This window comes from Halomonas sp. DP5Y7-2 (genome assembly GCF_019802025.1).
Lineage (GTDB): Bacteria > Pseudomonadota > Gammaproteobacteria > Pseudomonadales > Halomonadaceae > Halomonas > Halomonas litopenaei_A.
The window spans coordinates 265,452-290,106 of the sequence record NZ_JAHVHY010000005.1 but is presented as its reverse complement, the minus strand read 5'-3'; the positions used below and the strand labels follow the sequence as shown (position 1 = coordinate 290,106).

21 protein-coding genes are annotated in these 24,655 nt (G+C 62.4%); 17 read left to right on the top strand and 4 right to left on the bottom strand.

What is annotated here, in order from left to right:
• Positions 1-68: 68 nt before the first annotated feature.
• From KUW18_RS11125 to KUW18_RS11115, 3 genes are all read right to left on the bottom strand, one after another.
• On the bottom strand, positions 69-1,475 hold the full coding sequence (locus tag KUW18_RS11125; RefSeq protein WP_222561425.1) for a bifunctional DedA family/phosphatase PAP2 family protein: 1,407 nt from the start codon (positions 1,473-1,475) through the stop codon (positions 69-71).
• 73 nt (positions 1,476-1,548) lie between these two features.
• Positions 1,549-2,478: a GGDEF domain-containing protein gene (locus KUW18_RS11120; protein ID WP_222561424.1), complete on the bottom strand. Its 930-nt coding sequence runs from the start codon at positions 2,476-2,478 to the stop codon at positions 1,549-1,551.
• Positions 2,471-3,337, bottom strand: coding sequence for a hypothetical protein (locus KUW18_RS11115; protein ID WP_222561423.1), 867 nt, complete (start codon positions 3,335-3,337; stop codon positions 2,471-2,473). Before KUW18_RS11115 ends, KUW18_RS11120 begins: the two co-directional genes overlap by 8 nt.
• Positions 3,338-3,502: 165 nt before the next feature.
• Between KUW18_RS11115 and KUW18_RS11110 the strand changes: the two genes are divergently transcribed.
• From KUW18_RS11110 to KUW18_RS11030, 17 genes are all read left to right on the top strand, one after another.
• A complete protein-coding gene (locus KUW18_RS11110; RefSeq protein ID WP_222486326.1) occupies positions 3,503-4,741 on the top strand; it encodes a glutamate-5-semialdehyde dehydrogenase in 1,239 nt (412 codons plus the stop codon).
• A gap of 47 nt (positions 4,742-4,788) precedes the next feature.
• Entirely contained in the window at positions 4,789-5,436 is a 648-nt protein-coding gene (gene nadD, locus KUW18_RS11105; protein WP_222561514.1) for a nicotinate-nucleotide adenylyltransferase, read from the top strand.
• Between the two features lie 89 nt (positions 5,437-5,525).
• The gene (rsfS, locus tag KUW18_RS11100; protein WP_222561422.1) at positions 5,526-5,888 is read left to right on the top strand and encodes a ribosome silencing factor; all 363 of its coding nucleotides are present in this window, start codon (positions 5,526-5,528) and stop codon (positions 5,886-5,888) included.
• On the top strand, positions 5,885-6,352 hold the full coding sequence (rlmH, locus tag KUW18_RS11095; RefSeq protein WP_222163457.1) for a 23S rRNA (pseudouridine(1915)-N(3))-methyltransferase RlmH: 468 nt from the start codon (positions 5,885-5,887) through the stop codon (positions 6,350-6,352). Before rsfS ends, rlmH begins: the two co-directional genes overlap by 4 nt.
• 33 nt (positions 6,353-6,385) lie before the next feature.
• On the top strand, positions 6,386-8,287 hold the full coding sequence (gene mrdA, locus KUW18_RS11090; protein WP_222561421.1) for a penicillin-binding protein 2: 1,902 nt from the start codon (positions 6,386-6,388) through the stop codon (positions 8,285-8,287).
• Entirely contained in the window at positions 8,287-9,444 is a 1,158-nt protein-coding gene (rodA, locus tag KUW18_RS11085) for a rod shape-determining protein RodA (RefSeq protein ID WP_206943277.1), read from the top strand. The genes mrdA and rodA overlap by 1 nt, the downstream gene beginning before the upstream one ends.
• A 143-nt stretch (positions 9,445-9,587) precedes the next feature.
• Positions 9,588-10,664: a lytic murein transglycosylase B gene (mltB, locus tag KUW18_RS11080; RefSeq protein WP_222163455.1), complete on the top strand. Its 1,077-nt coding sequence runs from the start codon at positions 9,588-9,590 to the stop codon at positions 10,662-10,664.
• A complete protein-coding gene (locus tag KUW18_RS11075; RefSeq protein WP_222561420.1) occupies positions 10,661-11,677 on the top strand; it encodes a septal ring lytic transglycosylase RlpA family protein in 1,017 nt (338 codons plus the stop codon). Before mltB ends, KUW18_RS11075 begins: the two co-directional genes overlap by 4 nt.
• Before the next feature lie 116 nt (positions 11,678-11,793).
• Complete coding sequence (locus KUW18_RS11070; RefSeq protein ID WP_206943271.1) at positions 11,794-13,014, top strand: D-alanyl-D-alanine carboxypeptidase family protein; 1,221 nt, start codon at positions 11,794-11,796, stop codon at positions 13,012-13,014.
• A gap of 181 nt (positions 13,015-13,195) precedes the next feature.
• The gene (locus KUW18_RS11065) at positions 13,196-13,504 is read left to right on the top strand and encodes a YbeD family protein (RefSeq protein ID WP_206943269.1); all 309 of its coding nucleotides are present in this window, start codon (positions 13,196-13,198) and stop codon (positions 13,502-13,504) included.
• Positions 13,504-14,175 carry a lipoyl(octanoyl) transferase LipB gene (gene lipB / locus KUW18_RS11060; RefSeq protein ID WP_222486583.1) on the top strand — a complete coding sequence of 224 codons (672 nt, stop codon included), beginning with the start codon at positions 13,504-13,506 and terminating at the stop codon, positions 14,173-14,175. The genes KUW18_RS11065 and lipB overlap by 1 nt, the downstream gene beginning before the upstream one ends.
• 42 nt (positions 14,176-14,217) lie before the next feature.
• Positions 14,218-15,219 (top strand): lipoyl synthase, encoded by a 1,002-nt coding sequence (gene lipA, locus KUW18_RS11055; RefSeq protein WP_206943267.1) that lies wholly within the window; start codon positions 14,218-14,220, stop codon positions 15,217-15,219.
• Positions 15,220-15,432: 213 nt separating this feature from the next.
• A complete protein-coding gene (locus tag KUW18_RS11050; protein ID WP_222561419.1) occupies positions 15,433-18,219 on the top strand; it encodes a DUF3141 domain-containing protein in 2,787 nt (928 codons plus the stop codon).
• Positions 18,220-18,558: 339 nt separating this feature from the next.
• Positions 18,559-21,192 (top strand): type I DNA topoisomerase, encoded by a 2,634-nt coding sequence (topA, locus tag KUW18_RS11045; protein WP_206943265.1) that lies wholly within the window; start codon positions 18,559-18,561, stop codon positions 21,190-21,192.
• Positions 21,138-21,656, top strand: coding sequence for a DUF6586 family protein (locus KUW18_RS11040; protein WP_224852068.1), 519 nt, complete (start codon positions 21,138-21,140; stop codon positions 21,654-21,656). The genes topA and KUW18_RS11040 overlap by 55 nt, the downstream gene beginning before the upstream one ends.
• Before the next feature lie 165 nt (positions 21,657-21,821).
• The gene (locus tag KUW18_RS11035) at positions 21,822-22,439 is read left to right on the top strand and encodes a murein L,D-transpeptidase family protein (RefSeq protein WP_206943264.1); all 618 of its coding nucleotides are present in this window, start codon (positions 21,822-21,824) and stop codon (positions 22,437-22,439) included.
• A 221-nt stretch (positions 22,440-22,660) separates the two neighbouring features.
• Positions 22,661-22,924 carry an Lpp/OprI family alanine-zipper lipoprotein gene (locus KUW18_RS11030; RefSeq protein ID WP_045992670.1) on the top strand — a complete coding sequence of 88 codons (264 nt, stop codon included), beginning with the start codon at positions 22,661-22,663 and terminating at the stop codon, positions 22,922-22,924.
• Between the two features lie 579 nt (positions 22,925-23,503).
• Here the strand turns inward: KUW18_RS11030 and KUW18_RS11025 are convergent.
• The gene (locus tag KUW18_RS11025) at positions 23,504-24,559 is read right to left on the bottom strand and encodes a L,D-transpeptidase family protein (protein ID WP_206943263.1); all 1,056 of its coding nucleotides are present in this window, start codon (positions 24,557-24,559) and stop codon (positions 23,504-23,506) included.
• Between the last annotated feature and the right edge of the window lie 96 nt (positions 24,560-24,655).

The following is a 24,655-nucleotide window of genomic DNA, read 5'->3' as shown; positions in this document are numbered from 1 at the left end:
CATCGGTGATAGACGTGCTAATGGCCAGCGGCAATGGCCAGCGCTGACACTGACGCGGTGATACCTGGCTATACGGGCGGCAGCCACAGCATCCGGGCGCTGATCAGCACAAGGGACGCCAGCCCCAGGTATGCGCCTGGGCAGCCCGCAAAGCCAGGCCTCTCGCGCCTCAGCCATGACAGCTGCACCATCGCGCACACCACCAGACCCAGCAGGGCGCCGCCGATCAGGTCGCTTAACCAGTGTACCCCCAGCACAATACGTGACAGGGCCATGGGAAAGATGATGGCAATCGCCACCCAGTAGGGCCAGAAGCGCCGATGGTGGGGGAGTCGCTGGGCAATGAAGGCAGCGGCGAGGCCGTAGAGCACGACGGCCGTGGAGGTGTGGGCGCTGGGGTAGGACAGGGAGTCCGCCAGATAGTCCGGTGCATCCGGGCGCAGTCGGCCAATGACGCTCTTGCCCAGGGTGTTGAGCAGGCCGATGCCCGCAAGCCCCGCGGCGATGTGGCTCAGCGCCGCCCAGCGGCGACGCCACAGTAGCCAGCCCAGCCAGGGCAGCGCCAGAACGATGACCCCGAGCGTGTCGCCTGCCTTGGCCAGGCTCGTAGACAGGGTGGCTAGGTGGGGGATGTCGAGACTGCTGACCAGTGCGTTGAGGCGTTCGTCCATGGGCAGTGGGCCGTCCGCCTGGAGCACCACCAGGGTCCAGGCGCACAGCGCGGTGAGGCTGCCCAGCAGCAATAGCCAGGTAGCCAGTGGTGGCTCGTCCTCGTGGGTCGGGGCGAGCCAGCGCCACAGGCGCTGGCCACCCGGCAGGCGCAGGGTCAGCCAGGAAAGGCTGCGAAAGAGGAACCCTGGCGGTGACGCATGGTGGCGGACCAAGGAGAAGATGATGGCGAGCGCGACAACCGTGATGCCCAGAGCGGTGAGCCAGGGATGCAGGTCCTGGGGCAGGGCAAGCCACTGTTGCCAGGTACGCCCCAGCAGATAGCCAGGCAGGATGTAGGCTGGCGCCCACAGTGCGGCCGAGCCTACGTTGGCCCAGGTGAAGGTGGCGGGTGGCATGTGCAGTATGCCCGCGACCAGCGGCACGATCGGCCTTACGGGACCGACGAACCTGCCCAGCAGTACCGATAGTGGGCCGTGGCGCTGGAAGAAGCGGGCGCCCCGTGATAGCCATTCCGGATGGTGGGACAGCGGCCACATGGTGGTGACCTGCTCCCGATAGCGGTAGCCAATGGTATAGCTGACCCCATCGCCAACGATCGCGCCGGCAAACGCGCACGCCATGACCCAGCCCACCGCGATTTCCTGATGGCCTGCAAGCGACGCTGCTGCGGTGATCAGAACCACGCCTGGCACCACCACCCCCACCAGGGCCAGTGATTCCACTAGCGCGATGGCGAACACGGATAGCAGTAGCAGGCCAGGCGAAGGCGCCCATTGAATCAGCCAGTCCCCGGCATTTCCCACCCTTACTCTCCTTTGCTTGGCGGCGAGGCGGCATGATGCCACAGTCGCGAGCCGCTGGGCATTGGCTGACCGGTCAGTCCGCCGTCATGGTCTGGGTGCGTCGCTGCAAGCGCTCCAGGAAGACCTGCCAGTCCTCTTCCGGCTTGAGGGCACACAATTGCGAGCGAAGGGTCAGCGGACCCAGGTCCGCCAGGCGAACCTCGGATAAGGCCTGTTCGAGTCGCTTGGTGACCAGCAAGGCGCCGCTTTCCGTGGTGTTAGGGAGGATCAGCCAGAAGGTGTCGGCGCAGTGCCTGCCCAGGATGTCGTGGTCGCGGCAGTGCAGGTGGACCGCACGACAGAGCTGATCGAGCTGTGACAGCTGTAGACGTGAGCCGTGCTGCTCGCTGGCTACCTCAAGCTGAGGCAGATGCAGAATGACCACGGCGAGACGCTGGTCCAGGTGTTGGGCGCGTTCAAGCTCTCCGGTCAGACGCTCGTGCAGGGTGGCGTGATTGAGGGCGTCGCAGTCGGCATCGCTCGGGTCGGTAGCGCGAGCGAGGTCCCGTTGGCGCAGATGCTCCCAGCTGGCCAGGGTGCAGCACGCCAGGAAGGTCAACATGGTGACGGCCTGGGCCACGTCCGGTGCCATCTGACGGTGGATCAAAAACCACAGGGGGAGAGCCAAGCATGACAGCAGCAAGGCGGGTCCCAGCGGCAGCAGCAGCAAGACCAGGGCAATCGGCAGGCTCGTCCAGATAGGATCGAGGGAGGAGTGGATCAGTGCCTGGTCGTATAGCATCAGGCAGGCGCATATCAGCAACAGGTAGTGAGTAATGCGCGAGTTGCGCCGAGCGTCGAGGTAGGCGATGACGCCGACCAGACAGCACAGCACGGCAGGCAGCAGGATGTATTCGTACTGACCGATCAGGTAGTGCCACAGCGCGACGGCGGCAAGCAGCAAGGCAGCGAGCAGGTCGGCGAGCAGACGCCAGGAGCGTCGCCAGTGCGGGTGTTCAGTCATGCGCTTTCTCCACCACCTGAGGGGAAGGGCGCTGTTGGCCGAGGGTCTCCAGGATTCGCGGTAGATTATCCAGCCGGGTCAAGGGCACTGCGCGCGACTGCGTGGGAGCGTTGATAGCATCCAGCAGCTCCTGGCGGCGCTGTCTTGCCTGATCCGCGTCGCGGCTGGTCAACAGCACGCCAAGCGTCCGCTGGTCTAGCTGGTAAGCGTTTTCAAAGGACTTGATCTGGCTGCATACCTCTTGAGCGATGCGCCACAGCTGCCGTCCCTGGACGTGGATCAGCAGCAGCTCGGCGTGGACGTCGTCACGGGCGGCACGGCTATTCTCCTTGACCAGGTCGCGTTCAAGTTGCTCCGCCGACCACAGCGCCAGGCCTGGCGCCAGCCTGGCTCGCTTGCGCACCAGGCGCTGGGAGTGGCCTCCAGGCAATGAGCGGCTGATGGCGTAAAGGCATAGGCAGGTGAGCAGCAGTCCCACCAGGATCCAGTGATGAGGACTCAGTCGGTCGATCAGGCTCCACCAGCTGAGGCCGGCAAGGCAAGCATTTAGCAGCTGCATCCAGCGCGGCTGAGGCAGCGCGAGCAGGCATGGCCAGGCCCATAGCCAGGCAGCGTTGGTATGTCCTGGCAGCATGACCAGGGCCGCCAGCAGAAGGCTGGCGACCGCGAGCCAGGGGCGGTAGGCATGCCGCCGATGGCTGAACTCAAGGGCCAGGCCGGTCAAGGCAAACCACAGGGCGGCCAGGCTCAGCAAGATGCCGTCCCAAGGTTGGTCGGACAGCAGCGCGCAGGCTGCCAGCAGCCCGGCAGCGGCAAAGATATTCAGCTTGAACAGTCCGACTTTGTACTTGATCCGCATGCTGTCTTACTATGGCCTCTTCAGTGGTTCCTGACCCGCCCCACGCTTTCCCCTGCCCCCTAGCTGGTGTCCAGTTTGGGGGGTGGAACACGTCAAGGAGAACTTCCCATCGTGTCCGACTCTGCCAGCGCCACCTCCGCCACCATCGACGATGTCAGTGCTTACATGAATGCCGTCGGCCAGCGTGCCCGGCAGGCTGCCTCTGCCATGCGCCGTGTGACTCCGGCCGCCAAGAATCATGCGCTGAAGGCCATGGCGAAGGCACTGGATGAGGCGCGACCAGAGATTCTGGCGGCTAATCGTGATGACATGGCGCGTGGTCGTGACAAGGGGCTCGATGACGCGCTGCTCGACCGCCTGGCGCTGAACGATGCACGTATCGATGCGATGATCGAAGGGCTGCATCAGGTCGCGGCTCTCCCCGACCCGGTCGGCGAGATCAGTGATCTGTCCGCCAGGCCAAGTGGTATCCAGGTGGGCAAGATGCGCGTCCCCCTTGGTGTTATCGGTATCATCTATGAATCGCGTCCCAACGTCACGCTGGAAGCGGCCAGTCTCTGCCTCAAATCGGGCAACGCCTGCATTCTTCGTGGCGGTTCCGAGGCCAGCGCCTCCAACCTTGCGTTGGCGCAGTGCATCGCCAAGGGGCTCGGCGAAGCGGGCATGCCGGACGCTGCGGTGCAGTGTGTGGCGACCACTGACCGCGCTGCGGTGGGTCATCTGATCAGCATGCCTGACTACGTTGATGTGATCATACCCCGCGGTGGAAAGTCCTTGATCGAGCGCATCAGTCGGGAGGCCAGGGTGCCGGTGATCAAGCACCTGGATGGTATCTGCCACGTCTACGTGGATGCCCATGCGGATCTCGACAAGGCCGAGGCCATTGCGGTGAATGCCAAGACCCATCGCTACGGTGTGTGTAACGCGATGGAGACCCTGCTGGTGGACGTGGCAGTGGCCGACGTTCTGCTGCCGAGGCTCGCGGGTGTCTACGCGGAAAAAGGGGTGGAAGTGCGCGGCTGCGAGCGTGCCCGCGAAGTGGTGGACAGCTGGTTGCCTGCCAGCGATGAGGACTGGGCGACCGAATATCTGGCGCCGATCCTGGCGGTCAAGGTGGTCGATGGCATCGACGCTGCGATGGCGCATATCGAGCAGTACAGCTCCGGACACACGGAAGCGATCGTCACCGAGAACTATACCCTGGCGCGGCGCTTCCTGGCCGAGGTTGACTCAAGCTCAGTGATCGTCAATGCGTCCACTCGCTTTGCCGACGGATTCGAGTACGGGTTGGGTGCCGAGATCGGCATTTCCACTGACCGCTTGCACGCCCGCGGCCCCGTCGGTCTCGAAGGCCTCACTACGCGCAAGTACGTGGTGCTGGGTGATGGTCAGATTCGCCAGTGAGTGAGCAGGTGTCGTTTTCCATCACCGATGGGCCCGCACGCATCGGCATGCTGGGGGGGACCTTCGACCCGGTGCATCACGGTCATCTACGCACGGCGGTAGAGCTGAGGGACGTGCTCGGCCTGGACGGCGTGCACATGATTCCGGCGGCGCAGCCGCCCTTGAGGGGCCGTCCACAGGTGTCGGCTCAGGAGCGCCTGGCGCTGCTGCGGTTGGGGATCGGAGACACCCCGGGTCTGCTGGCGGACCCGTGCGAGCTGGAGCGAGAAGGGCCGTCCTACAGCGCTCTGACCCTGGCATCATTGCGACAGCGCTACGGTGAAAAGGCGCGGATCGTCATGGCGCTGGGACATGATGCATTTTTGAAGCTCGCGCAGTGGCATCGGCCCGAGCAGCTGTTCGACCTGGCCCATGTGGTCGTGATCGACCGTCCAGACCATATCGGCGCGTTGCCGGCGGCTCTTGAGGAACTGATAGCCGGTCGTGAGGTCAATGACTGCCAAGCACTGATGGAAGAGGCTCAGGGCCGTTTGCTGCGGCTGTCGCTGCCATCACGCATGGCCATATCCGCCACTTTTGTGCGTGAGCGCCTGGCTCAGGGCGAGAGCGTGCGTTATCTCCTGCCCGAGCCGGTGGTGCAGCGTATCGAGTCCCGGGGACTGTATCGGAATCCAGCGATTTTCGGCGCTGAGTGAGAAATTCGTGGAAGCGCTGGAATCGCACTGCCATAAGGCGCGTCAGCGGGTACAATAGACGGTCGATGAATACCCAGTGATGAGGGGCTATGCAGATTGAAGCATTGAAAGCGCTCGTAATCGAGTCGCTAGACGATATCAAGGCGAAGGACGTCGAAGTGCTCGACGTGTCGCGATTGACCAGCGTAACGGATTGGATGGTGGTGGCCAGCGGCACCTCGACACGGCATGTGGCGGCCCTGGCCAACAGTGTGATTACCAACGCCAAGGAGCAGGGTGTTCAGCCCCTTGGCGTGGAAGGCGACAGCGGTGCTGACTGGGTGCTGGTGGATCTCGGTAGCGTGGTGGTGCATGTGATGATGCCTGACACCCGCGCGCTGTATGACCTAGAGCGCCTGTGGTCAGACTTGCCCAGCGACAGCCCGGCACCAGAGGAAGAGGCCAAGGCATGAGGGTCCGCCTGCTGGCGGTCGGTACACGCATGCCAGGCTGGGTCACTGATGGCGTCGAGGAGTACCGCAAGCGTCTCCCCAAGGACTTTCGCCTCGAGATTGAAGAGATTGCCCCGGGGCATCGTGGCAAGAATGCCGATACGGCACGCGCGATCACCCAGGAAGCAGAACGTATCGACGCGCGCCTGCGTGGAGACGAGCACCTGGTGGCGCTGGAAGTGCTGGGCAAGCCCTGGACGACGGAAGTCCTGGCAGAGCACGCCGATCAATGGCGCCACGGTGGCCGTGACGTCGTGTTGCTGGTAGGTGGTCCTGATGGTCTCGATCCCGCGCTGTCGGCGCGGGCTCATCAGCGCTGGTCATTGTCCCCCTTGACCCTGCCTCACCCTCTGGTTCGGCTGGTACTGGCCGAGCAACTCTATCGTGCCTGGACGCTGATGGTGGGGCATCCCTACCATCGGTGACGGCTTCTGAGCCAGACAAGGATTGCCCCTCGCATGCGTAAGCGTCGAGACACCCTCAAGAATCCCGAGCAAGCGCTACGCATCTTTCGCATGCGAGCAAGCCTCGCTGGCGTCGTGGTGGTACTGCTGTCGGGCCTGCTGGTTGGCCGCCTTTGCTACCTGCAGATCGTTCAGCACGAGGTCTACAGCACGCGTTCCGAGAAAAATCGCGTCAGGGTCGAGCCCCTGCCGCCCACGCGGGGCCTGATCTACGACCGCAACGGTCAGCTGCTGGCAGAAAACCGTCCCACCTATAACCTGACCCTGGTGCGCGAGCGGGTGGACGATCTCGACGCCACGCTCGAGCTGTTGGTCGACCTGCTGGATCTGCCGGCAGAAGAGGTCGAGGCGTTCAAGGTGCGCTCACGCCAGCGGCAGCGGCCCTACCAGCCGGCGCTGCTGATGAGTGATCTGACGGAAGCGCAGATTGCGCGGCTGGCGGTCAACCGCCACCGTTTGCCAGGGGTAGAGGTCCAGGCGCAGTTGCTGCGTTTCTATCCCGATGCCGAAATCATGTCCCACGCCCTGGGCTATGTCGGGCGAATCAATGCCGAGGAGCTGGAGTCTCTTGATCCGGGCAACTACGCCGGGACGCACTTCATTGGCAAGACCGGCGTGGAACGGTTCTACGAGGACCAGCTGCATGGGCGAGCGGGACTTCGCAAGGTGGAGACCAACGCCCGTGGCAGGGTGTTGCGCGAGCTTGGGCACACCGATCCTGAACCGGGGCAGGACCTGACCCTGACCCTGGACATGGACATGCAGCAGCTCGCGGTGGACCTTCTGGATGACCGCCGCGGTGCCATCGTCGCGATTGCCCCCCAGACCGGCGAGATCCTGGCCATGGCATCGGTGCCGGGCTTTGATACCAATCAGTTCGTGACCGGTATCGATGTCGCTTCCTATCGTGGCCTGCAGAACGATATCGATCTGCCGCTGTTCGACCGGGCCACTCGCGGCAGCTATCCCGCCGGCTCCACGATCAAGCCGTTCATGGCCATGGCCGGGTTGATCGAGGGCGCCGTCACGCCAGATGAAGTGATCTACGATCCTGGCTATTACCAGCTGCCCAATGATGACCGCCGCTATCGCAACTGGCTGCGCTGGGGCCACGGTCGGGTCAATCTCGAACGTGCCTTGGCGGTGTCTAACAACACCTACTTCTATTCCCTGGCACACGAGCTCGGTATCGATCGGATCGACGCCAACCTGGGCGCGTTCGGCTTCGGTACTCGCGTTGCCGCCGATGTGGCGGGCCAGGGTGATGGCCTGCTGCCGTCCCGCGACTGGAAACGTGCGCGCTTCAACCAGCCCTGGTATCCCGGGGAGACGCTGTCGGTAGGCATTGGACAGGGGTACCTGCAGATCACGCCGCTACAGCTGGCGTCGGCCACCGCGGTACTGGCCAATCGCGGGCATTGGGTACGCCCGCGCCTGGCCAAGCGCATCGGCGCGGAAGATGTGCCGGTCGACTTGCCGGACACACCAGCGGATATCGATGCTCCCGATGCCTATTGGACACGGGTCTTCAATGGCATGGAGAAGGTGCTGTCCGGTCGCGAGGGCACCGCCCGGCGCACGGGCGCAGGGCTTCAGTATCGCATGGCCGGCAAGTCCGGCACCGCCCAGGTGTTCTCGCTGGGCCAGAACCAGAAGTACAACGCCGCCGAGCTGCGCGAACGTCTGCGTGACCATGCCTTGTTCATGGCCTTCGCTCCGGTGGAAGACCCCCAGATTGCCATCGCGGTGATCGTCGAAAACGCCGGCGGTGGCTCGACCCACGCCGCTGGTCTTGCCAGAGCCATGGCGGATGCCTGGATCCTGGATCACAACGCCGGCAAGCCGGTATCCGACGCTAGCGATCCGCTGCAAGATGACCCAGAGGAGGCCGACTGATGGCCGTCGATTTCGTGCGATCATTGCGTGGTCATCCGGTACGCCCCCCCGCCAGCGGCATCGCCAGGCGCATTTCTCTGTGGCAGCGGCTGCATATCGATCCGTGGCTGCTGGCGATGCTGCTGCTGCTGATGGTCAGCGGCCTGGCGGTGCTGTATAGCGCCAGCGGCGAGAACATGCGGGTGGTCACCGCCCAGGCAATTCGCTTCGGTGTGGCCTGGACCGTGATGCTGGTGCTCGCTCAGTTCTCCCCGGCGACCTTGATGCGCTGGGCGTTGCCCGCCTACATGACCGGTGTGGTCATGCTGGTGGCGGTCGAGATTCTCGGTGACATCGGTATGGGGGCGCAGCGCTGGCTGGTGATTCCTGGCGTGGTGCGCTTCCAGCCCTCGGAAATGATGAAGATCGCCATGCCGATGATGATCGCTGCCTGGATCAGTCGGCACGAGTTGCCCCCGAACTGGAGGGTGCTGGCGGGCTGCGCATTGCTGATCGCCTTGCCGGTGGGGCTGATCGCCCGTCAGCCCGATCTTGGTACCTCGTTGCTGGTGGCTTCGGCGGCGGTGTTTGTCATCTTGCTGGCGGGCCTTTCGTGGAAGTTCATCGGTGCCATGGTGGCCCTGGCGGGGGCCGCCTTACCGCTATTGTGGATGAACATGCACAATTATCAGCGGCAGCGGGTATTGACCTTTCTGGACCCCGAGAGCGATCCGCTCGGCGCTGGTTGGAACATCATCCAGTCGACCACGGCCATCGGCAGCGGCGGTATCTGGGGCAAGGGCTGGCTAGAGGGGACCCAGTCGCAGCTCGAGTTTCTGCCTGAGCGACATACGGACTTTATCGTCGCGGTGCTGGGTGAGGAATTCGGCCTGGTAGGCATGCTGGCCTTTCTGGTGCTCTACCTGCTGATTGTTGCGCGGGGGCTGTGGCTGGCTGGCGCGGCGCAAGACACCTTTGGCCGCTTGCTGGGCGGTGGCATCATGTTGACGTTCTTCATCTATGTGTTTGTGAACATCGGCATGGTCAGCGGGATTCTTCCCGTGGTCGGCGTGCCGCTTCCTCTGGTCAGTTACGGAGGGACGTCCAGCGTGACCTTGATGGCCGGTTTCGGTATTCTCATGGCGGTCAATGCACACCGTCGACTGCTGCCTCGATAGCGTCGATGAACAGGCTTACGGGTTCATGCCAGATCGCCGCCAGAGAGCGCACATGGGCGTGCGACAGCCGTCGCCACCCTGTTCGCCATCGCATTTGCGATAGTGCTGGCAGGCGACACGGCGTGTCCCAAGGGAGAAGATTGATGACAGTACCCCTGATCCAGGGAAGGGAAGGCGTTGGTGCGACACGCCGTGGCTGGCTGGGCAGCGTGTTGGGCGGCCTGCTTGCGACGCTGTCGCTGTCGGCGGCGGCGCAGGACTTCGCGACCCCCGACGTCAACGACATGATGGGACGCCTGGAGCGGCAGGGGATCTCCCGGGAATGGCTTGAGCAGACCATGGCCAGCGCGCAGTTCCAGCCGTCGGTGCTCGAAGCCATGAGTGGTGCCGCCGAGCATCATATGACCTGGGAGCGCTATCGCAATATCTTCCTCGGAGAGGAGCGCATCAACGAGGGTGCCGCCTTTATCGAGACCCATCTTGATGCCTTCGAGCGGGCCGAGCAGCGCTACGGAGTTCCACCGGAGGTCATCGCTGCCATCATTGGCGTCGAGACCCGCTATGGCAGGATTACCGGCGACCACCGAGTGCTGGACTCCTTGTCGACGCTGGCCTTCCACCATCCGCGTCGGGGAGAGTTCTTCGAGGGCGAGCTGGAGGCCTTTCTCGATATCGCCTACGAGCAGGGCGTGGATCCTGGCAGCCTGAAAGGCTCCTATGCCGGTGCCATGGGCTATCCCCAGTTTATTCCTACCAGCTATCAAGCCTACGCCGTGGACTTTGACGGCGATGGGCATCGCAACCTGTGGACCGACCCGGTCGATGCCATCGGGAGCGTTGGCAACTACTTTGCCGAGCACCGTTGGCAGCCCGGCGGCGAGGTGTACTGGGAAGCACAGGGTCCTGCGACCACACCTGCTGCGATCAATTTCAATCGTACCCAGCGCCCTTACGTGCAGGTCTCCGCACTGGAAGCCCAGGGCATTCGCCCGCAGGAGCCACTGGCGGGCGATCGCAAGGTGATTCCGCTGGCACTCGACAGCGAAGATGGCAGCGTGCGCTATCGCCTTGCCGATACCAATTTTTACGTGATCACCCGGTACAATCATAGCCATCTGTACGCCATGGCGGTGACCGAGCTTGCCGAGGCCATCGCCCAGGTGCGTGACCTGGGAAAGCGCCAGTGGTGGAATGCGCTGGAGCTGGAGGCGACCACATGAGCCTGCGATCGCGCTTGCTGCCCACCATGTCGCTGTTGGTCGCCCTGGGCGGGTGTGCCAGCGGTGGTCCCGGCAATGCGCCAAGTGCGGACGGGGCGGCCACCCAGAGTGAGGCGCCCAGTTCCAGTGGTGGCCGCTACGCCATGAGTGGTGATGCGTATCCTCAAAGCCCACCTGATGTCAGTCAGGTGCCGGACGCGGTACCGCGCAATGAGCCGCGCTCCCGTGCAGGCAACCGGTCGACCTATGAGGTGTGGGGCAAGACCTATCACGTGATGGACGACCCGAGCGGGTATCAGCGCGAAGGCACAGCCTCCTGGTACGGCCAGAAGTTCCATGGCTATGCCACCTCAAACGGCGAAATCTATGACATGTACAAGATGACCGCCGCCCACAAGTCGTTGCCGCTGCCGACCTTTGCTCGCGTGACCAATCTGGATAACGGTCGCTCGGTCATCGTGCGGGTCAATGACCGTGGTCCGTTTCATGATGACCGCGAGATCGACCTGTCCTATGCGGCGGCAGCGCGCCTGGACATCCTCGATAATGGCACTGGCCGAGTCCGCGTCAGTGCCATCGATGCTGGTCAGTGGCAGGCCAACGGTGGGCGAGGTGCTGAGGCGTCGTCCGGGGTTGTTGCGTCCCAAGCCCAGGCTCGGCAAACATCAGCTCAGCGAACATCAGCACCGCCAGCTGCGGCGCCGTCCCAGTCTGCGGCACAGGCTCCCGCGGTAGCTCAGCGTGGTGCCCGCGCAGAGGCCCCAGCGCCGACGAGTGCGGGTGCTGCCGAGGGTGTCTACATTCAGGTGGCGGCATTGGGTTCCGCGACCAGCGCTCGAGACCTCAAGTCAGACCTCGAGCAGCGCTTGAACCAGGATGTGCGGGTGGCCAGTGACGCTGGCCTGCACAAGGTGCAGGTTGGGCCGTTGGCCAGTCGAGGCCAGGCGGAGCCGATCAGAGAACGCTTGCGCCAGGCCGGTTTTGAGCAGACCTTTGTCGTCGATGGGCGCTAGCCGTGGGCGCCATTAAGCCGGCGCCACGGTGAAGTTCGCGGGTATCGATGTGTGATTAAAATTGTGCGGCGACGTTTAACGCCGCTTTCCCCGACTGTTGTAACGAGACGTTCACCATGATTTTCAAGTCATCTCTTTCTCGCCGCTATTTGCCAGTTGCTTTTGTGTGTGCGGCCCTGGTGGCTCCCTTGACCAGTGCCCAGCAGCCTGACGCTCCCACGCCGGACATGCCCGAGCCCCAGGTCATGATTCCTGCTCCGCCGCAGCTCGCTGCAAAGTCCTGGATTCTGATCGACGCCAATAGTGGTCGCGTGTTGGCTGAACACAACTCTGATCAGCGTCTGCCGCCGGCCAGCCTGACCAAGCTGATGACCGCCTACCTGGTCGAACGTGAACTCGACCGCGGTAATATCCAGGGCGATGACATGGTGCCTATCAGCGAGAAGGCGTGGCGCACCGGCGGTTCCAAGATGTTCGTCGAGGTCGGCACCCGGGTGCCGGTAGAAGAGCTGCTGCACGGGATCGTCATCGTCTCCGGCAACGACGCCAGCGTTGCCATGGCCGAGTATCTGGCCGGCGGTGAGGAGCCATTCGCCGACCTGATGAACCAGCATGCCACCCAGTTGGGCATGGAAAATACCCACTACGAGAATGCCACCGGTCTGCCCGGCGAAAACCATTACTCGTCTGCCCGTGACCTGATGCGTCTGGCCCGTCACATCATTCTGGACTACCCGGAACACTACGCGATCTATAGCCAGAAGCACTTTACCTACAACGGTATCGAACAGCCGAACCGCAACCGCCTGCTGTGGCGCGATCCGAGCGTCGATGGCCTGAAGACGGGCTGGACCGAAGAAGCCGGCTACTGCCTGGTGTCGTCGGGCAAGCGCGATGACATGCGCCTGATTTCTGTGGTGATGGGTACCAACTCCGATGAAGCGAGGGCACAGGAAACGCAAAAGCTGTTGAGCTACGGTTTCCGCTATTACGAGACCCTGAAACTCTATGATCGTGGCGCGGTGCTCAATACCCCGCGTGTCTGGGAAGGTGCGACCAATGAGCTCAAGGTGGGCGTCGACAATGGCGTCTACATGACCGTGCCGCGTAACCGCAATGGTGAGCTGACCGCGCGCCTGGACATCGACAGCGGCCTGGTGGCGCCGATTGCTGCGGGGCAGCGGGTTGGCACCATGGAAGTGCGACTGGGCGACGAAGTGGTTGGCGAGCGCGATCTGGTGGCCCTGGAGGCGGTCGAGGAGGGTGGCTTCTTCAAGCGCATGATCGACAAGGTTCAGCGTTTCTTCAGTGACCTGGTGGGTGGCTGGTTCGACTGAAGCTGTCGCGATCGAGCAGGTGACCCGATCGGTGAGCGGGCAGAGTCCGCCGCCGACGAGGGGGCAGCCGGGTGCGATGCGCCCGGCTTAGTTAAGTCGCCCGGCTTAGCCGAGTCGCCTGGCTTGGTCGAGTCGCCAAGGTTGAGTAGAATAGTCGGGTATCCACTCAAAGGGTCATCGGATGAACGATCGAACCTTCCGTGATCTTCGCTCACAAGCTGGGCCTGATCCGACAGATGTGACCATCACGTTTCCCTGTGACTACCCGATCAAGGTGGTCGGTGATGCGTCTGAAGACTTTGCCGCGACGGTGAGTCAGATCGTGCTCAAGCATGATCCGAGTTTTACCGGGAACAGCCTCGAGGTCATCGATAGCCGCAACGGACGTTTCCAGTCTGTGCGCTTGACCCTGCGTGCCACGGGTGAAACCCAGCTCAAGGCGCTGTTCGAGGAGCTCAAGGCGACCGGTCGCGTGCACATGGTGGTGTGATGGAGCCCATCGAGGTCTATCATCTTGGGCTAGTGCCCTACCAGCCCGTATGGCAAGCAATGCGTGAGCTGACCGATCAGCGGGACGGCACGACGCCCGACCAGATCTGGGTGGTCCAGCATCCCCCGGTGTTCACTCAGGGGCAGGCCGGCAAGGCAGAGCATCTGCTGATGCCCAGCGAGATCCCCTTGGTGGAGACGGACCGTGGTGGTCAGATTACCTACCATGGACCGGGTCAGTTGGTGCTGTATCCCCTGATCGACGTCAAGCGCGCGCGACTGGGGGTCAGGGACCTGGTAAGCGCGTTGGAAGACAGCGTTGTCGATGCCCTGGGACAGCATGGCATTGAGGCTCATGCCCGGCCAGATGCACCAGGTGTCTACGTCGGGGAGCGCAAGATTGCCTCCCTGGGGTTGAGGATTCGGCGTGGCGCGAGTTTTCACGGCATTGCCGTCAATCTGGACCTGGATCTGGCGCCGTTCAGCTTCATCAATCCCTGCGGCTATGCGGGGCTAGAGATGACTCGGCTGGCCGACCTGACGTCTACTGACGTGGATGCCAGGCTTGAGGCGCAGCGTCTATTGGATGCCTTGGCCCTTCGGCTGGGGCAACGTGAACTGGTTGAGCGTTCTGGTCAGCCAGAGGCTTTCCACGGCCAACATTTTGATTGATCGCCCTGGAGTCGTCACGGCGATCTTCCACAGGATAGAGACATGACTGACAGCTCCGCCATCCAGGCGGCGGCCGCCGCCGCCAAGGCCAAGAAAAGTGCTCGCAGCGAAAGAGGTGTCAAGCTGCGTGGTGCCGAGAAGGTGGCCCGGATTCCGGTGAAGGTGATTCCCACCGAGGAGATCCCGCGCAAGCCCGACTGGCTTCGGGTGCGCATGCCGGTATCCAAGGAAGTCACCCGCATCAAGGACACGCTGCGTCGCCACGGCCTGCATACGGTCTGCGAAGAAGCGTCTTGCCCCAACCTGGGGGAGTGCTTCCACGGGGGCACCGCCACCTTCATGATCATGGGCGACATCTGCACCCGTCGTTGTCCGTTCTGTGATGTTGCCCACGGCAGGCCCAATGCCTTGAATGAGCGTGAGCCGCGAGAGCTCGCCGAGGCGATCGCCGAGATGCGACTGAAGTACGTGGTAGTGACCTCGGTTGACCGTGACGACCTGCGCGATGGCGGTGCCCAGCATTTCGCCGACTGTATTCGCGAGATTCGCCGCGACAGCCCGAGCATCGAGATCGAAGTGCTGGTGCCGGACTTCAGGGGGCGCATGGAGGTCGCGCTGGATATCCTCGAAACCACGCCGCCCAACGTCTTCAATCACAACCTGGAGACGGTGCCCAGCCTGTATCGCAAAGTGCGCCCTGGTGCCGACTACCAGTGGTCTCTGGATCTGCTCAAGGGCTACAAGGAGCGCCGTCCGGAGGTTATGACCAAGTCTGGGCTGATGCTCGGGGTGGGTGAAGCCGACGAGCAGGTGATCGAGGTCATGAAGGACCTGCGAGCCCACAATGTCGATATGCTGACGCTGGGTCAGTACATGCAGCCGTCTCGCAATCACCTGCCAGTGGACCGTTGGGTCCCGCCGGCGACCTTTGACTGGTTTGCCGAGCAAGGCCGAGCCATGGGCTTCACCCACGTGGCGTCTGGTCCTCTGGTGCGGTCGTCCTATCACGCCGACCAGCAGGCCCATGGCATCGAGGTCAAGTAACGGTTCGATGCGCAGCGTTAGATGAAAGCAATGCCCGGTAATGCCGGGCATTGTGCGTTTTAGCCTACGTGTTTTTGCGCCTACTCCTACCTTATGTGCCGTGGCATGGTGCGGGGGCTTCGCAGTCCCAGGGGGAATGCGCTATATTGCAGTGCAACAAGTGCGCAGGCGCACGGATCGCCTCCTGCGCGTCACGCAACCCCAGGAGTCCCTATGAATGCGTTGATGCCTGGCGCTGCCGCGCCGCTGTTCGCGATGGCGGAACCCTTTGCACCGTTGCTCGATCCCTTTGGTTTCGGACGCGCCGCCGCCGATTACTGGCGCGATAGCGTCGAGCGCAGCATCCTCTATTGGGATGTGATGCGGCAGCGCGGCAACGAGTACCTCGAACATATCGAAAAGACCCGTCCCTCGGTGCTCGGTTTCGATACCGACATCGTCATGCTTGGGGAAGAGCTGCCACGTCCCGTCAACTATGAGTTACTGCGCGTGCATCCCCCGGAAGGCGTCGAAACGGATGAGCTCGCACGTCCCTTCGTGGTGGTCGACCCCCGTGCAGGGCATGGCCCGGGGATCGGTGGCTTCAAGCCCGATAGCGAGATCGGTGTGGCGCTGCGGGCTGGCCATCCGTGCTACTTCATCGCCTTTATGCCGTACCCGATTCCGGGGCAGCGGGTCGAGGACGTGGTCGAGGCCGAGGTCACCTTCCTGCGCCATGTCAACGAGCTTCACCCTGACAGTGAGAAGCCGATGGTGGTCGGCAACTGCCAGGCTGGCTGGCAGATCATGATGGCCGCCGCGCTGGAGCCGGAAGTGTTTGGGCCGATCCTGATTGCCGGGGCTCCACTGTCCTACTGGGCCGGTGAGCGCGGCAAGGCGCCGATGCGCTATACCGGCGGCATGACCGGAGGCAGCTGGGCGACCCACATGCTGTCGGACATGGGGGATGGGGTGTTCGATGGTGCCTGGCTGGTACAGAATTTCGAGCGGCTCAACCCGGCCAACACCTGGTGGGACAAGCAATACCACCTATATGCCCATGTCGATACCGAAGCCGAACGCTATCTTCAGTTCGAACGCTGGTGGGGCGGACACGTGGTACTGGGGGGAGAGGAGATCCAGTACATCGTCGATAATCTGTTCGTCGGTAATCGGCTGTCGACGGCGCAGCTGGTGACGTCAGACGGTCGTCGCATTGATCTGCGCAACGTGCGCTCCCCGGTGATCGTGTTCTGCTCCCAGGGTGATGACATTACGCCGCCACCCCAGGCGTTGGGGTGGGTGCGTGATCTGTATGGCGGTGTCGACGACATCATTGCCAACGAGCAGACCATTGTCTACTGCGTGCACGACAAGACGGGTCACCTCGGCATCTTTGTCTCGGGCAGCGTGTCGCGCAAGGAGCACGCCGAGTTCACGGCCAACATGGACTACATCGACGTCTTGCCGCCGGGGCTGTATGAGACCACGGTGTCCAAGGCCAGCGACCGTCCTGATGCGGAGCTTATCGAGCGCGATTACCTGCTTGAGTTCTCTACCCGTGACCTGGATGACCTGGACGAGGTCGTCAAGCCTCAGCCTCAGGATGATCGTCGCTTTGCGACGGTGGCCAGAGTGTCCGAGATCAATCTTGGTCTGTACCGTCAGTTCCTGCAGCCGTGGATTCGGGCGCTTTCCACGCCGGAGTCTGCCCATTGGATGCGTCGGATGCATCCCAATCGCATGGGTTATCGCCTGCTGTCGGACCGCAACCCGCTGATGGCGCCACTGCCGGTGTTGGCAGAAATGGTGCGCGAACGTCGCCGTGCGCTCAGCGACGACAACGTTTTCCGGGTGTACGAAGACATCGGTTCAAGCCTGATCTCCCGTAGTCTGGATGCCTGGCGAGTGCTGCGTGACCGGTCCATCGAGAAGGCATTTCTGGATATCTATGGCCAGCCCCTGCTGCAGTCTCTGGTCGGCTTGCGCGGTGCCGTGGACGCGGATCGAAGGCTGCCGGGCGCCGAACCCGAACGCCGTCGTTTCATCCAGCGTCGTCGCGACGAAATTCGTGCTCAGGTCGCCCGTGGTGGGGCCCATGAAGCGGTCATGAGGTCGATCATCTTCGTCCTTGGCGGTGCTCCGGCCACCGACGGACGTAATTTCCGCCGGCTGCAAGCCTCCCGGAGCGAGCTGGAGCCCGAGCTTCAGCTGCAGGACTTCAAGCACTTGATGCGCGATCAGTTCTTCATTCTGAAACAGGATCGTGAAGCCGCCCTTGAGGCAGTGCCTGCGTTGCTTGAGGGCCTTGATGCCAAGGAAATTGACAGCCATATCGAGCATATGGAGCACGTTCTGGCGGCCAGCGGTGACTTGAGCGAGCACGCGGCCGCTCGCTTTGAGCGAATCAAGTCGTTGTTCCTCAAGGCGAGGCCGGCCAGCCGTCGCAGGTCAACACGGTCGTCATCCTCTGATGGCGGTGCGGGTGGGAACACCAGCGGCAGTGGCAAGGTGCCCAGCGCGTCCAAGACAACTAGCGCTCCCAAGGCATCCAGCGCTCCCAAGGCATCCAGCGCTCCCAAGGCATCCAGCGCTACCAAGGCATCCAGTGCTTCCGAGACGCCCAGCGCTTCCAAGGAGCCGAGCACGACGAAGTCATCCAGCGCTTCCAAGGCGTCCAGCGCTACCAAGGCATCCAGTGCTTCCGAGACGCCCAGCGCTTCCAAGGAGCCGAGCACGACGAAGGCATCCAGCGCTTCCGAGACGTCCAGCGACACCAAGACGTCCAGTGCTTCAGGCGCCACTACCTCGGCGTCCGGTACGAAGGCCGACAGCACGAAGGCCGACAGCACGAAGGCCGACAGCACGAAGGCGGACAGCACGAAGTCCGACAGCGCTGGAGCTGCTGCAACGACGTCAGAGCCTGCGGGGGTGGCCAAGCCCGAGGGCGCAGAGGCGACACCTGCGGCTTCGCGTCGGCGCTCGACCAGTCGCTCGCGGGGACAGACGCGGCGCTCGTGACTATGGCGCTGCGCTGATCGCCACGTTCGATCGGCCCTGTGGCGTATTCTCGCTATGTCCTTGCCCCCGCCCAGCGGGGGCAAGGTCGTTATGTGGCCGCTGCTTGTCGGACGACGGGGTTAAGGCTAGTCTCTTGCCCATGCGAGTCGGGCGCCGTACAGAAGGCGCCGCGTGATCCGTGACACGACCAGCACTGTTCCAGGGGCAACCGTCGATGTGACTGGCGCGATGTTCGGCACTGGGTTAGGGTAAGCGCATTTTTCCCCGTCAAGCTTCGGCGGGTATGTTACATACTGGCGTACGCCAAGGAGCGCGGCGCCCTGACTTTCGTGGAGTACTATGGGCAAGTCTCTGGTCATCGTCGAGTCGCCTGCCAAGGCCAAGACGATCAATAAATATCTCGGCAACGATTTCATCGTGAAGTCGAGTGTGGGCCACATCCGTGACCTGCCGACCAGCGGCTCTGGCAAGGCGGCCTCCGATCCTAAGGAGCGGGCTCGCCAGGCGGCCGCGACACGCAAGATGTCGGCGGAGGAGAAGGCGGTGTATCAGCGCCAGAAGGCGCATACGCAGCTCATCCGGCGTATGGGTATCGATCCTGACAATGGCTGGCAGGCCAATTATGAGGTGCTGCCAGGCAAGGAAAAGGTCGTTGCCGAGCTCAAGAAGCTGGCTGAGAAAGCCGATACCGTCTATCTCGCGACCGACCTTGATCGCGAAGGGGAAGCCATTGCCTGGCACCTTCGCGAGACCATCGGAGGGGATGAGCAGCGCTATCGTCGAGTGGTGTTCAACGAGATCACCAAGAATGCCATCCAGGAGGCGTTTACCGATCCGGGAAGCCTGAATATCCCGCGAGTCGAAGCCCAGCAGGCACGGCGCTTCCTCGACCGGGTGGTGGGCTTCATGCTGTCCCCGCTGCTGTGGGCCAAGGTGGCGCGAGGCCTGTCGGCAGGGCGCGTGCAATCCGTCGCCATGCGACTGATCAGCGAGCGTGAGAGCGAGATCCGGGCCTTCGTGCCGGAGGAGTTCTGGGATGTGCATGCTGATCTGGTGACGCCAGAGGGCGAGGCGATTCGCTTCGAGCTGGTGCGTCAGGACGGCAAGGCGTTTCGCCCCACCAGTGAGGCAGAGACCGAAAAGCGGATCGCTGCGCTGCGCAAGGCAACCCTTGCCATCTCGGCCCGTGAAGACAAGCCCACCCGTTCCAAGCCGAACGCGCCTTTTATCACCTCGACCCTGCAGCAGGCTGCCAGTGGTCGCCTGGGCTTCTCGGTGAAGAAGACCATGACGCTGGCTCAGCGGCTCTACGAGGCGGGCTACATCACCTATATGCGTACGGACTCGACCAACTTGTCCAGAGACGCGGTGGAAAGCGTGCGCGAGTACATCGGCAGCGAATATGGTGATCGTTACCTGCCCGAGGCGCCGAATCGCTACTCGAGCAAGGAAGGGGCCCAGGAGGCCCACGAGGCGATTCGCCCCTCCGAGGTGACTCGCAGGTCTACCGACCTTGCTGGCATGGAGCGCGATGCAGAGCGTCTGTATGAGCTGATCTGGCGTCAGTTTGTGGCCTGTCAGATGACCCCTGCCGAGTACTTGTCGTCGACGCTGACCGTGGCGGTGGACGGTTACGAGCTCAAGGCCAAGGGTCGTGTGCTCAAGTTTGACGGCTATACCCGCGTCATGACGCCCATGGGGCGCAAGGAAGACGATCAGGCCTTGCCTGACCTGGGTGAGGGTACGCCGATGGCGTTGGACGCCCTCGACCCGAAGCAGCACTTTACCAAGCCGCCGGCACGCTACACCGAGGCGAGTCTGGTCAAGGAGCTCGAGAAACGCGGCATCGGTCGTCCGTCGACCTACGCGGCGATCATCTCGACCATTCAGGATCGCGGCTACGTGAAGCTGGAGAATCGGCGCTTCTATGCCGAGAAGCTGGGTGACATTGTCACCGAGCGTCTCAAGGAGTCCTTCCCTGACCTGATGGATTACTCCTTCACCGCGCGCATGGAGGATAGTCTCGACGAGATTGCCGAGGGCGAGCGCAGCTGGCGCGAGCTGCTGGATGCGTTCTATCAGGAGTTTCGTGAGGAGTTGGCGAAGGCGGAAAGTGAGGACGGCATGCGTCCCAACCAGCCCGTGCCGACGGACATCGACTGTCCCAGCTGTGGGCGCAAGATGCAGATCCGTACCGCGTCCACCGGCGTCTTCCTTGGCTGCAGTGGGTATAACCTGCCGCCGAAGGAGCGCTGCAAGACCACGATCGACCTGCTTCCCGGTGAAGAGGCCGTAGCGGCCGACGCGGGTGAAGAGGCGGAAACCGACGCGCTGCGCGCCAAGGAGCGCTGTCCGCTGTGTGCCACCGCCATGGACAGCTACCTGATCGACGAGGGCCGCAAGCTGCATATCTGCGGTAACAGCCCGGACTGCGAAGGCTACAAGATCGAGGAAGGCAAGTTCCGGATCAAGGGCTATGATGGTCCTGTCATCGAGTGTGACAAGTGTGGCTCCGAGATGCAGCTCAAGTCGGGGCGCTTCGGCAAGTACTTCGGCTGCACCAATGACAGCTGCAAGAATACTCGCAAGCTGCTGCGCAACGGGGAAGTCGCACCGCCAAAGATGGATCCCATCCCGATGCCCGAGCTGGCGTGTCAGAAGGTCGAGGACCATTATGTGCTGCGCGATGGTGCGAGTGGCCTGTTCCTCGCGGCGAGCAAGTTTCCCAAGAATCGCGAAACGCGCCCGCCGTTGGTCAAGGAGCTGAAGCCTCACGCCGAGGAGTTGCCCGAGAAGTATCACTACCTTCTCAGCGCGCCCGAGCAGGACCCCGATGGCCGCCCCGCGCAGATCCGTTTTTCACGCAAGCTCAAGGAGCAGTTCGTGATGACGGATGGTGATAACGGCAAGGCCAGCGGATGGAAGGCAAGCTGGGACGGCTCCTCATGGCAGGTCGAGGACAAGCGCAAGTGACCCCCAGAGCGCGTACCAACCAGTTGCTGTACCAGGTGGAGTTGCTGCTTGCGACACCAGTCCGGGACGATGAGCACCAAGACGCCCACCGGCGTGCCTGCGAGGAGGGCGCGCTGGCGCTATTTGGTTTGGCGCTGGATGCGCTGCTGCGTGATGTCAGCGAGCATGCTCACTTGGTCGAGCACGACTGGCATACGATGCTGGTGGGCGATCGTTATCCCGACATAGCGGAAGTTCGTCGTTTGCGTGAGCTCGCCAATGATCGTGACAGTTGGTTAGGTCGATTGATCTCATATCTGGACGCGCTGGAGAGTGATGGGGGAGCAAGTCAGGGAACTTCCGTGGGGCCTCCTGGCGTTATTGCTGTCGGCGGTCGGCGCGATCTCCGACAGGATTTGAGAGATTGTCTAACGATGGCAAAGGCAGAGATAGCGACGCTAAGGCAGACGAGTGAGGAATGGTAAAGGCGATGTGTCGCCAAGGGGAGACGCCGGGCCTGAGATGAATAGGCAGGGGATGTCCTGGTTGGCCATGGCGCACTAGTGTCTGCCAGATAGTTGATGATGCCTCGCAGAGCGTGGTTTACACTCAGTCACCAATCATTTCTTTTACACACAGTGAGTCTTGTCATGTTCCAGCGGGGTCATCGTCGTCGTTTTATCCAAATGATACTTGGTGCCTGGCTGCTACTCCCCACCGCAGTCCTTGCCAGCTTCGATATGGTCGAGGATCAGCTTAGGCGAGCCATCGTGCCCGATTCCTCGAGTGAGGTGTGGGTGCTCATCGACAATCAGGAGTCACGTCTCACGGTCTATCGTGGTGGGGTGGAACTGGCCCGCTACTCGCCGATATCGGTGGGCAGGGGCGGTGCAAAATCACAGCGAGTGATGGGTGACAAGACGACGCCGCGTGGGGAATTCCACGTCGATCGCTTCAATTTCGACAGCAAATTCGACATCTTCATCGGGCTGGACTATCCCACCCCGACCCATGCGAGAATGGCGCTCGAGTCGGGGCTCTACTCTCAGCAAGACTACGACGAGTATTTCGACTACTATCGGCGGCATCGTAGCCCTCCGCAGCAGACGGTTCTCGGTGGCTATATCGGGATACACGGTGTCGGCGATGGAGATATGGATATTCACCGCAACTTTGACTGGACCAACGGATGTGTCGCCGTGACCAATCAGGAAATTCGAGAACTCTCTGGCCTGATTGGTGTTGGCACTCGCGTCGTCATCCGCTAGTCTTTAGGGGCGCTAGGGACGTTCAAGACTGTGGACTAGGGACGTTCAAGACTATGGACAAGCGCCGTTGTGTATTATAAAACAGCGTTTGACTCCTGTGCTTAGCAGCACAAGTCGCTGCAAGAAAGGCCTGCCTTTGCAGGAAGCCTGATGGATGCATTCCCCTAAAGGGCATGTAGACGTCATTATCGCAGTACCAAGGAAGACTCAAGGAGAACACCATGACTCTGAAGACTACCCTGAAGCTGACCGCCGCCGCCGCTTCTCTGGCCGTTCTGGCTGGCTGTGCTTCCTCCAGCGCTCTGGAAGAAGTTCGCATGACTGCTGAGTCCGCTCAGGCCGACGCTGCTGAAGCTCGCAGCATCGCCACTCAGGCTCAGAACACTGCTAACCAGGCACAGCGTGACGCTCAAGCGGCTCTGCAGCTGTCTCAGCAGAACCGTGAAGAGATGAACCGCATGTTCGAGCGCTCCATGCGCAAGTAATCGTTTCCTTGCCCCCTCGGGGGATGACCTGAACGGTGCGGACATTGTCCGTCCGCCAGGTCGTGAAGCGATAGGCTGAGGCCCAACCGAAAGGTTGGGCCTCAGTCGTTTTTGGGTCAGTGTCACGGCTCTGCATGGTGAAGGCATGCAGCAGCGGCAAATACCTTGATCGACGATGGCAATGGCCGTTTTGGGACCTGCGTGCTGGCGCAGGACCTCCTGCATCAACGTCATACCTGCAGGCGCTGGTAGGCGCGACTCGGCGCCATGTGGTGGCGTTAACGGGGGCTGCTCGATGGGCCACTGGCAGGCTGAAAGGGGCAGGTGTAACGCGCTCACTAAAGCGCCGCTGGCCTAGGTGAACGCTGACGAAAATGGCTCTGATGTCCCTGCGCGCCAGGCCTTATCCGCGTCTCAGGTGCGCAAGTCGCCGCGCCTGTTCGATCTCATGACAGATGCAATAGCAGCCGCGTGGCACCCAACTCTGTCGGTCACTTTGCTCAGATGACCGAGCCTGACAAGGGCGAAAAAAAGGCGCCACAAGGGCGCCTTTGGACGGACATCCAGGGAGCGGAGGTTTTACTCTCCCTGGCTTGCCTGGCTAAGCAGCGGGGGTTCTCCAGCGACCAGTTCGATGTGGTCGTAAAGACTGCCAGGCAGGGGAGTCGGGCGTTCCGGTGCTGTCGCCTGCATCGCTACGGGCAGTCCGCTGGGGGTCTCCATGGCGGCTCTCAGGCGTGCAAAGTCGACGCTGTAATCCTTGTCCTCGACGGCGGATTCCACTTCTTCGATGGCGGCAGTCATGTCCTCAATGGGCGCGCCTTCTTCCTCGTCCAGATAGGGATACGCCTGCACATACAGGTGCTCATCAGACCAGCCAAGCTTGAGAGGCTCGTTGACCAGGCGTACACGCGTACCGACGGAGACCTGGTCAAACAGGTTCTCGACGTCATCAGGCAGCATGCGAATGCAGCCGTGGGTGACGCGCATGCCCACGCCTTCAGGCTTGTTGGTGCCGTGGATCAGGTAGCCAGGAATACCCAGGCGCATCTTGCGGGTGCCCATGGGGTTTTCCGGGCCTGGCGGTACCACGCCGGGGAGCGGGTTGCCGGCTTCAGCGTGCTCGCGGCGAATGGAGGCGGGCGGGTACCAGGAAGGATTCTTGACCATCTCGGTGATGGTGGTAGAGCCCAGCGGCGTTTTCCAGTCCATGCGCCCGACGGCGATCGGGTAGGTCTGGACCGTGCGCGGTTCTCCCTCCTTGGCCGGAGGATAGTAGTAGAGGCGCATCTCGGCGACGTTCACCACGATGCCCGTGCGCGGTGCGTCGGGCAGGATGAACTGGGCGGGAATGACGACCTCGGTGCCTTCTCCGGGATACCAGATACTGACGTCGGGATTGGCGCGAGTGATTGCATTGAAGCCAATGCCATGGTCGTGACCAATATCGATGAGGGTGTCGTCTTCGTCCGCTTCCACGGTGTAGACCTCGCCGATAAGGTCCCCGTCTTCGGGCAGCAGGTAGTGTCCCCTGGGCAGTTCGTCCGCCGCCACCAGAGGAGTCGCCAGCACGCCGAGCAGGCCACACAGGGTGGCGGCGCGAGCTAACGGTCGGCGAAGTGAAATCGAAGTCATTGCAACAGTCTCGATGTTGTGTGAGGGCCGGGGATCACCCGGCCACAGGTGGCAGTGTGTCGATAGCTATAGATTGCCCGCTAATGCGTCTTTGCG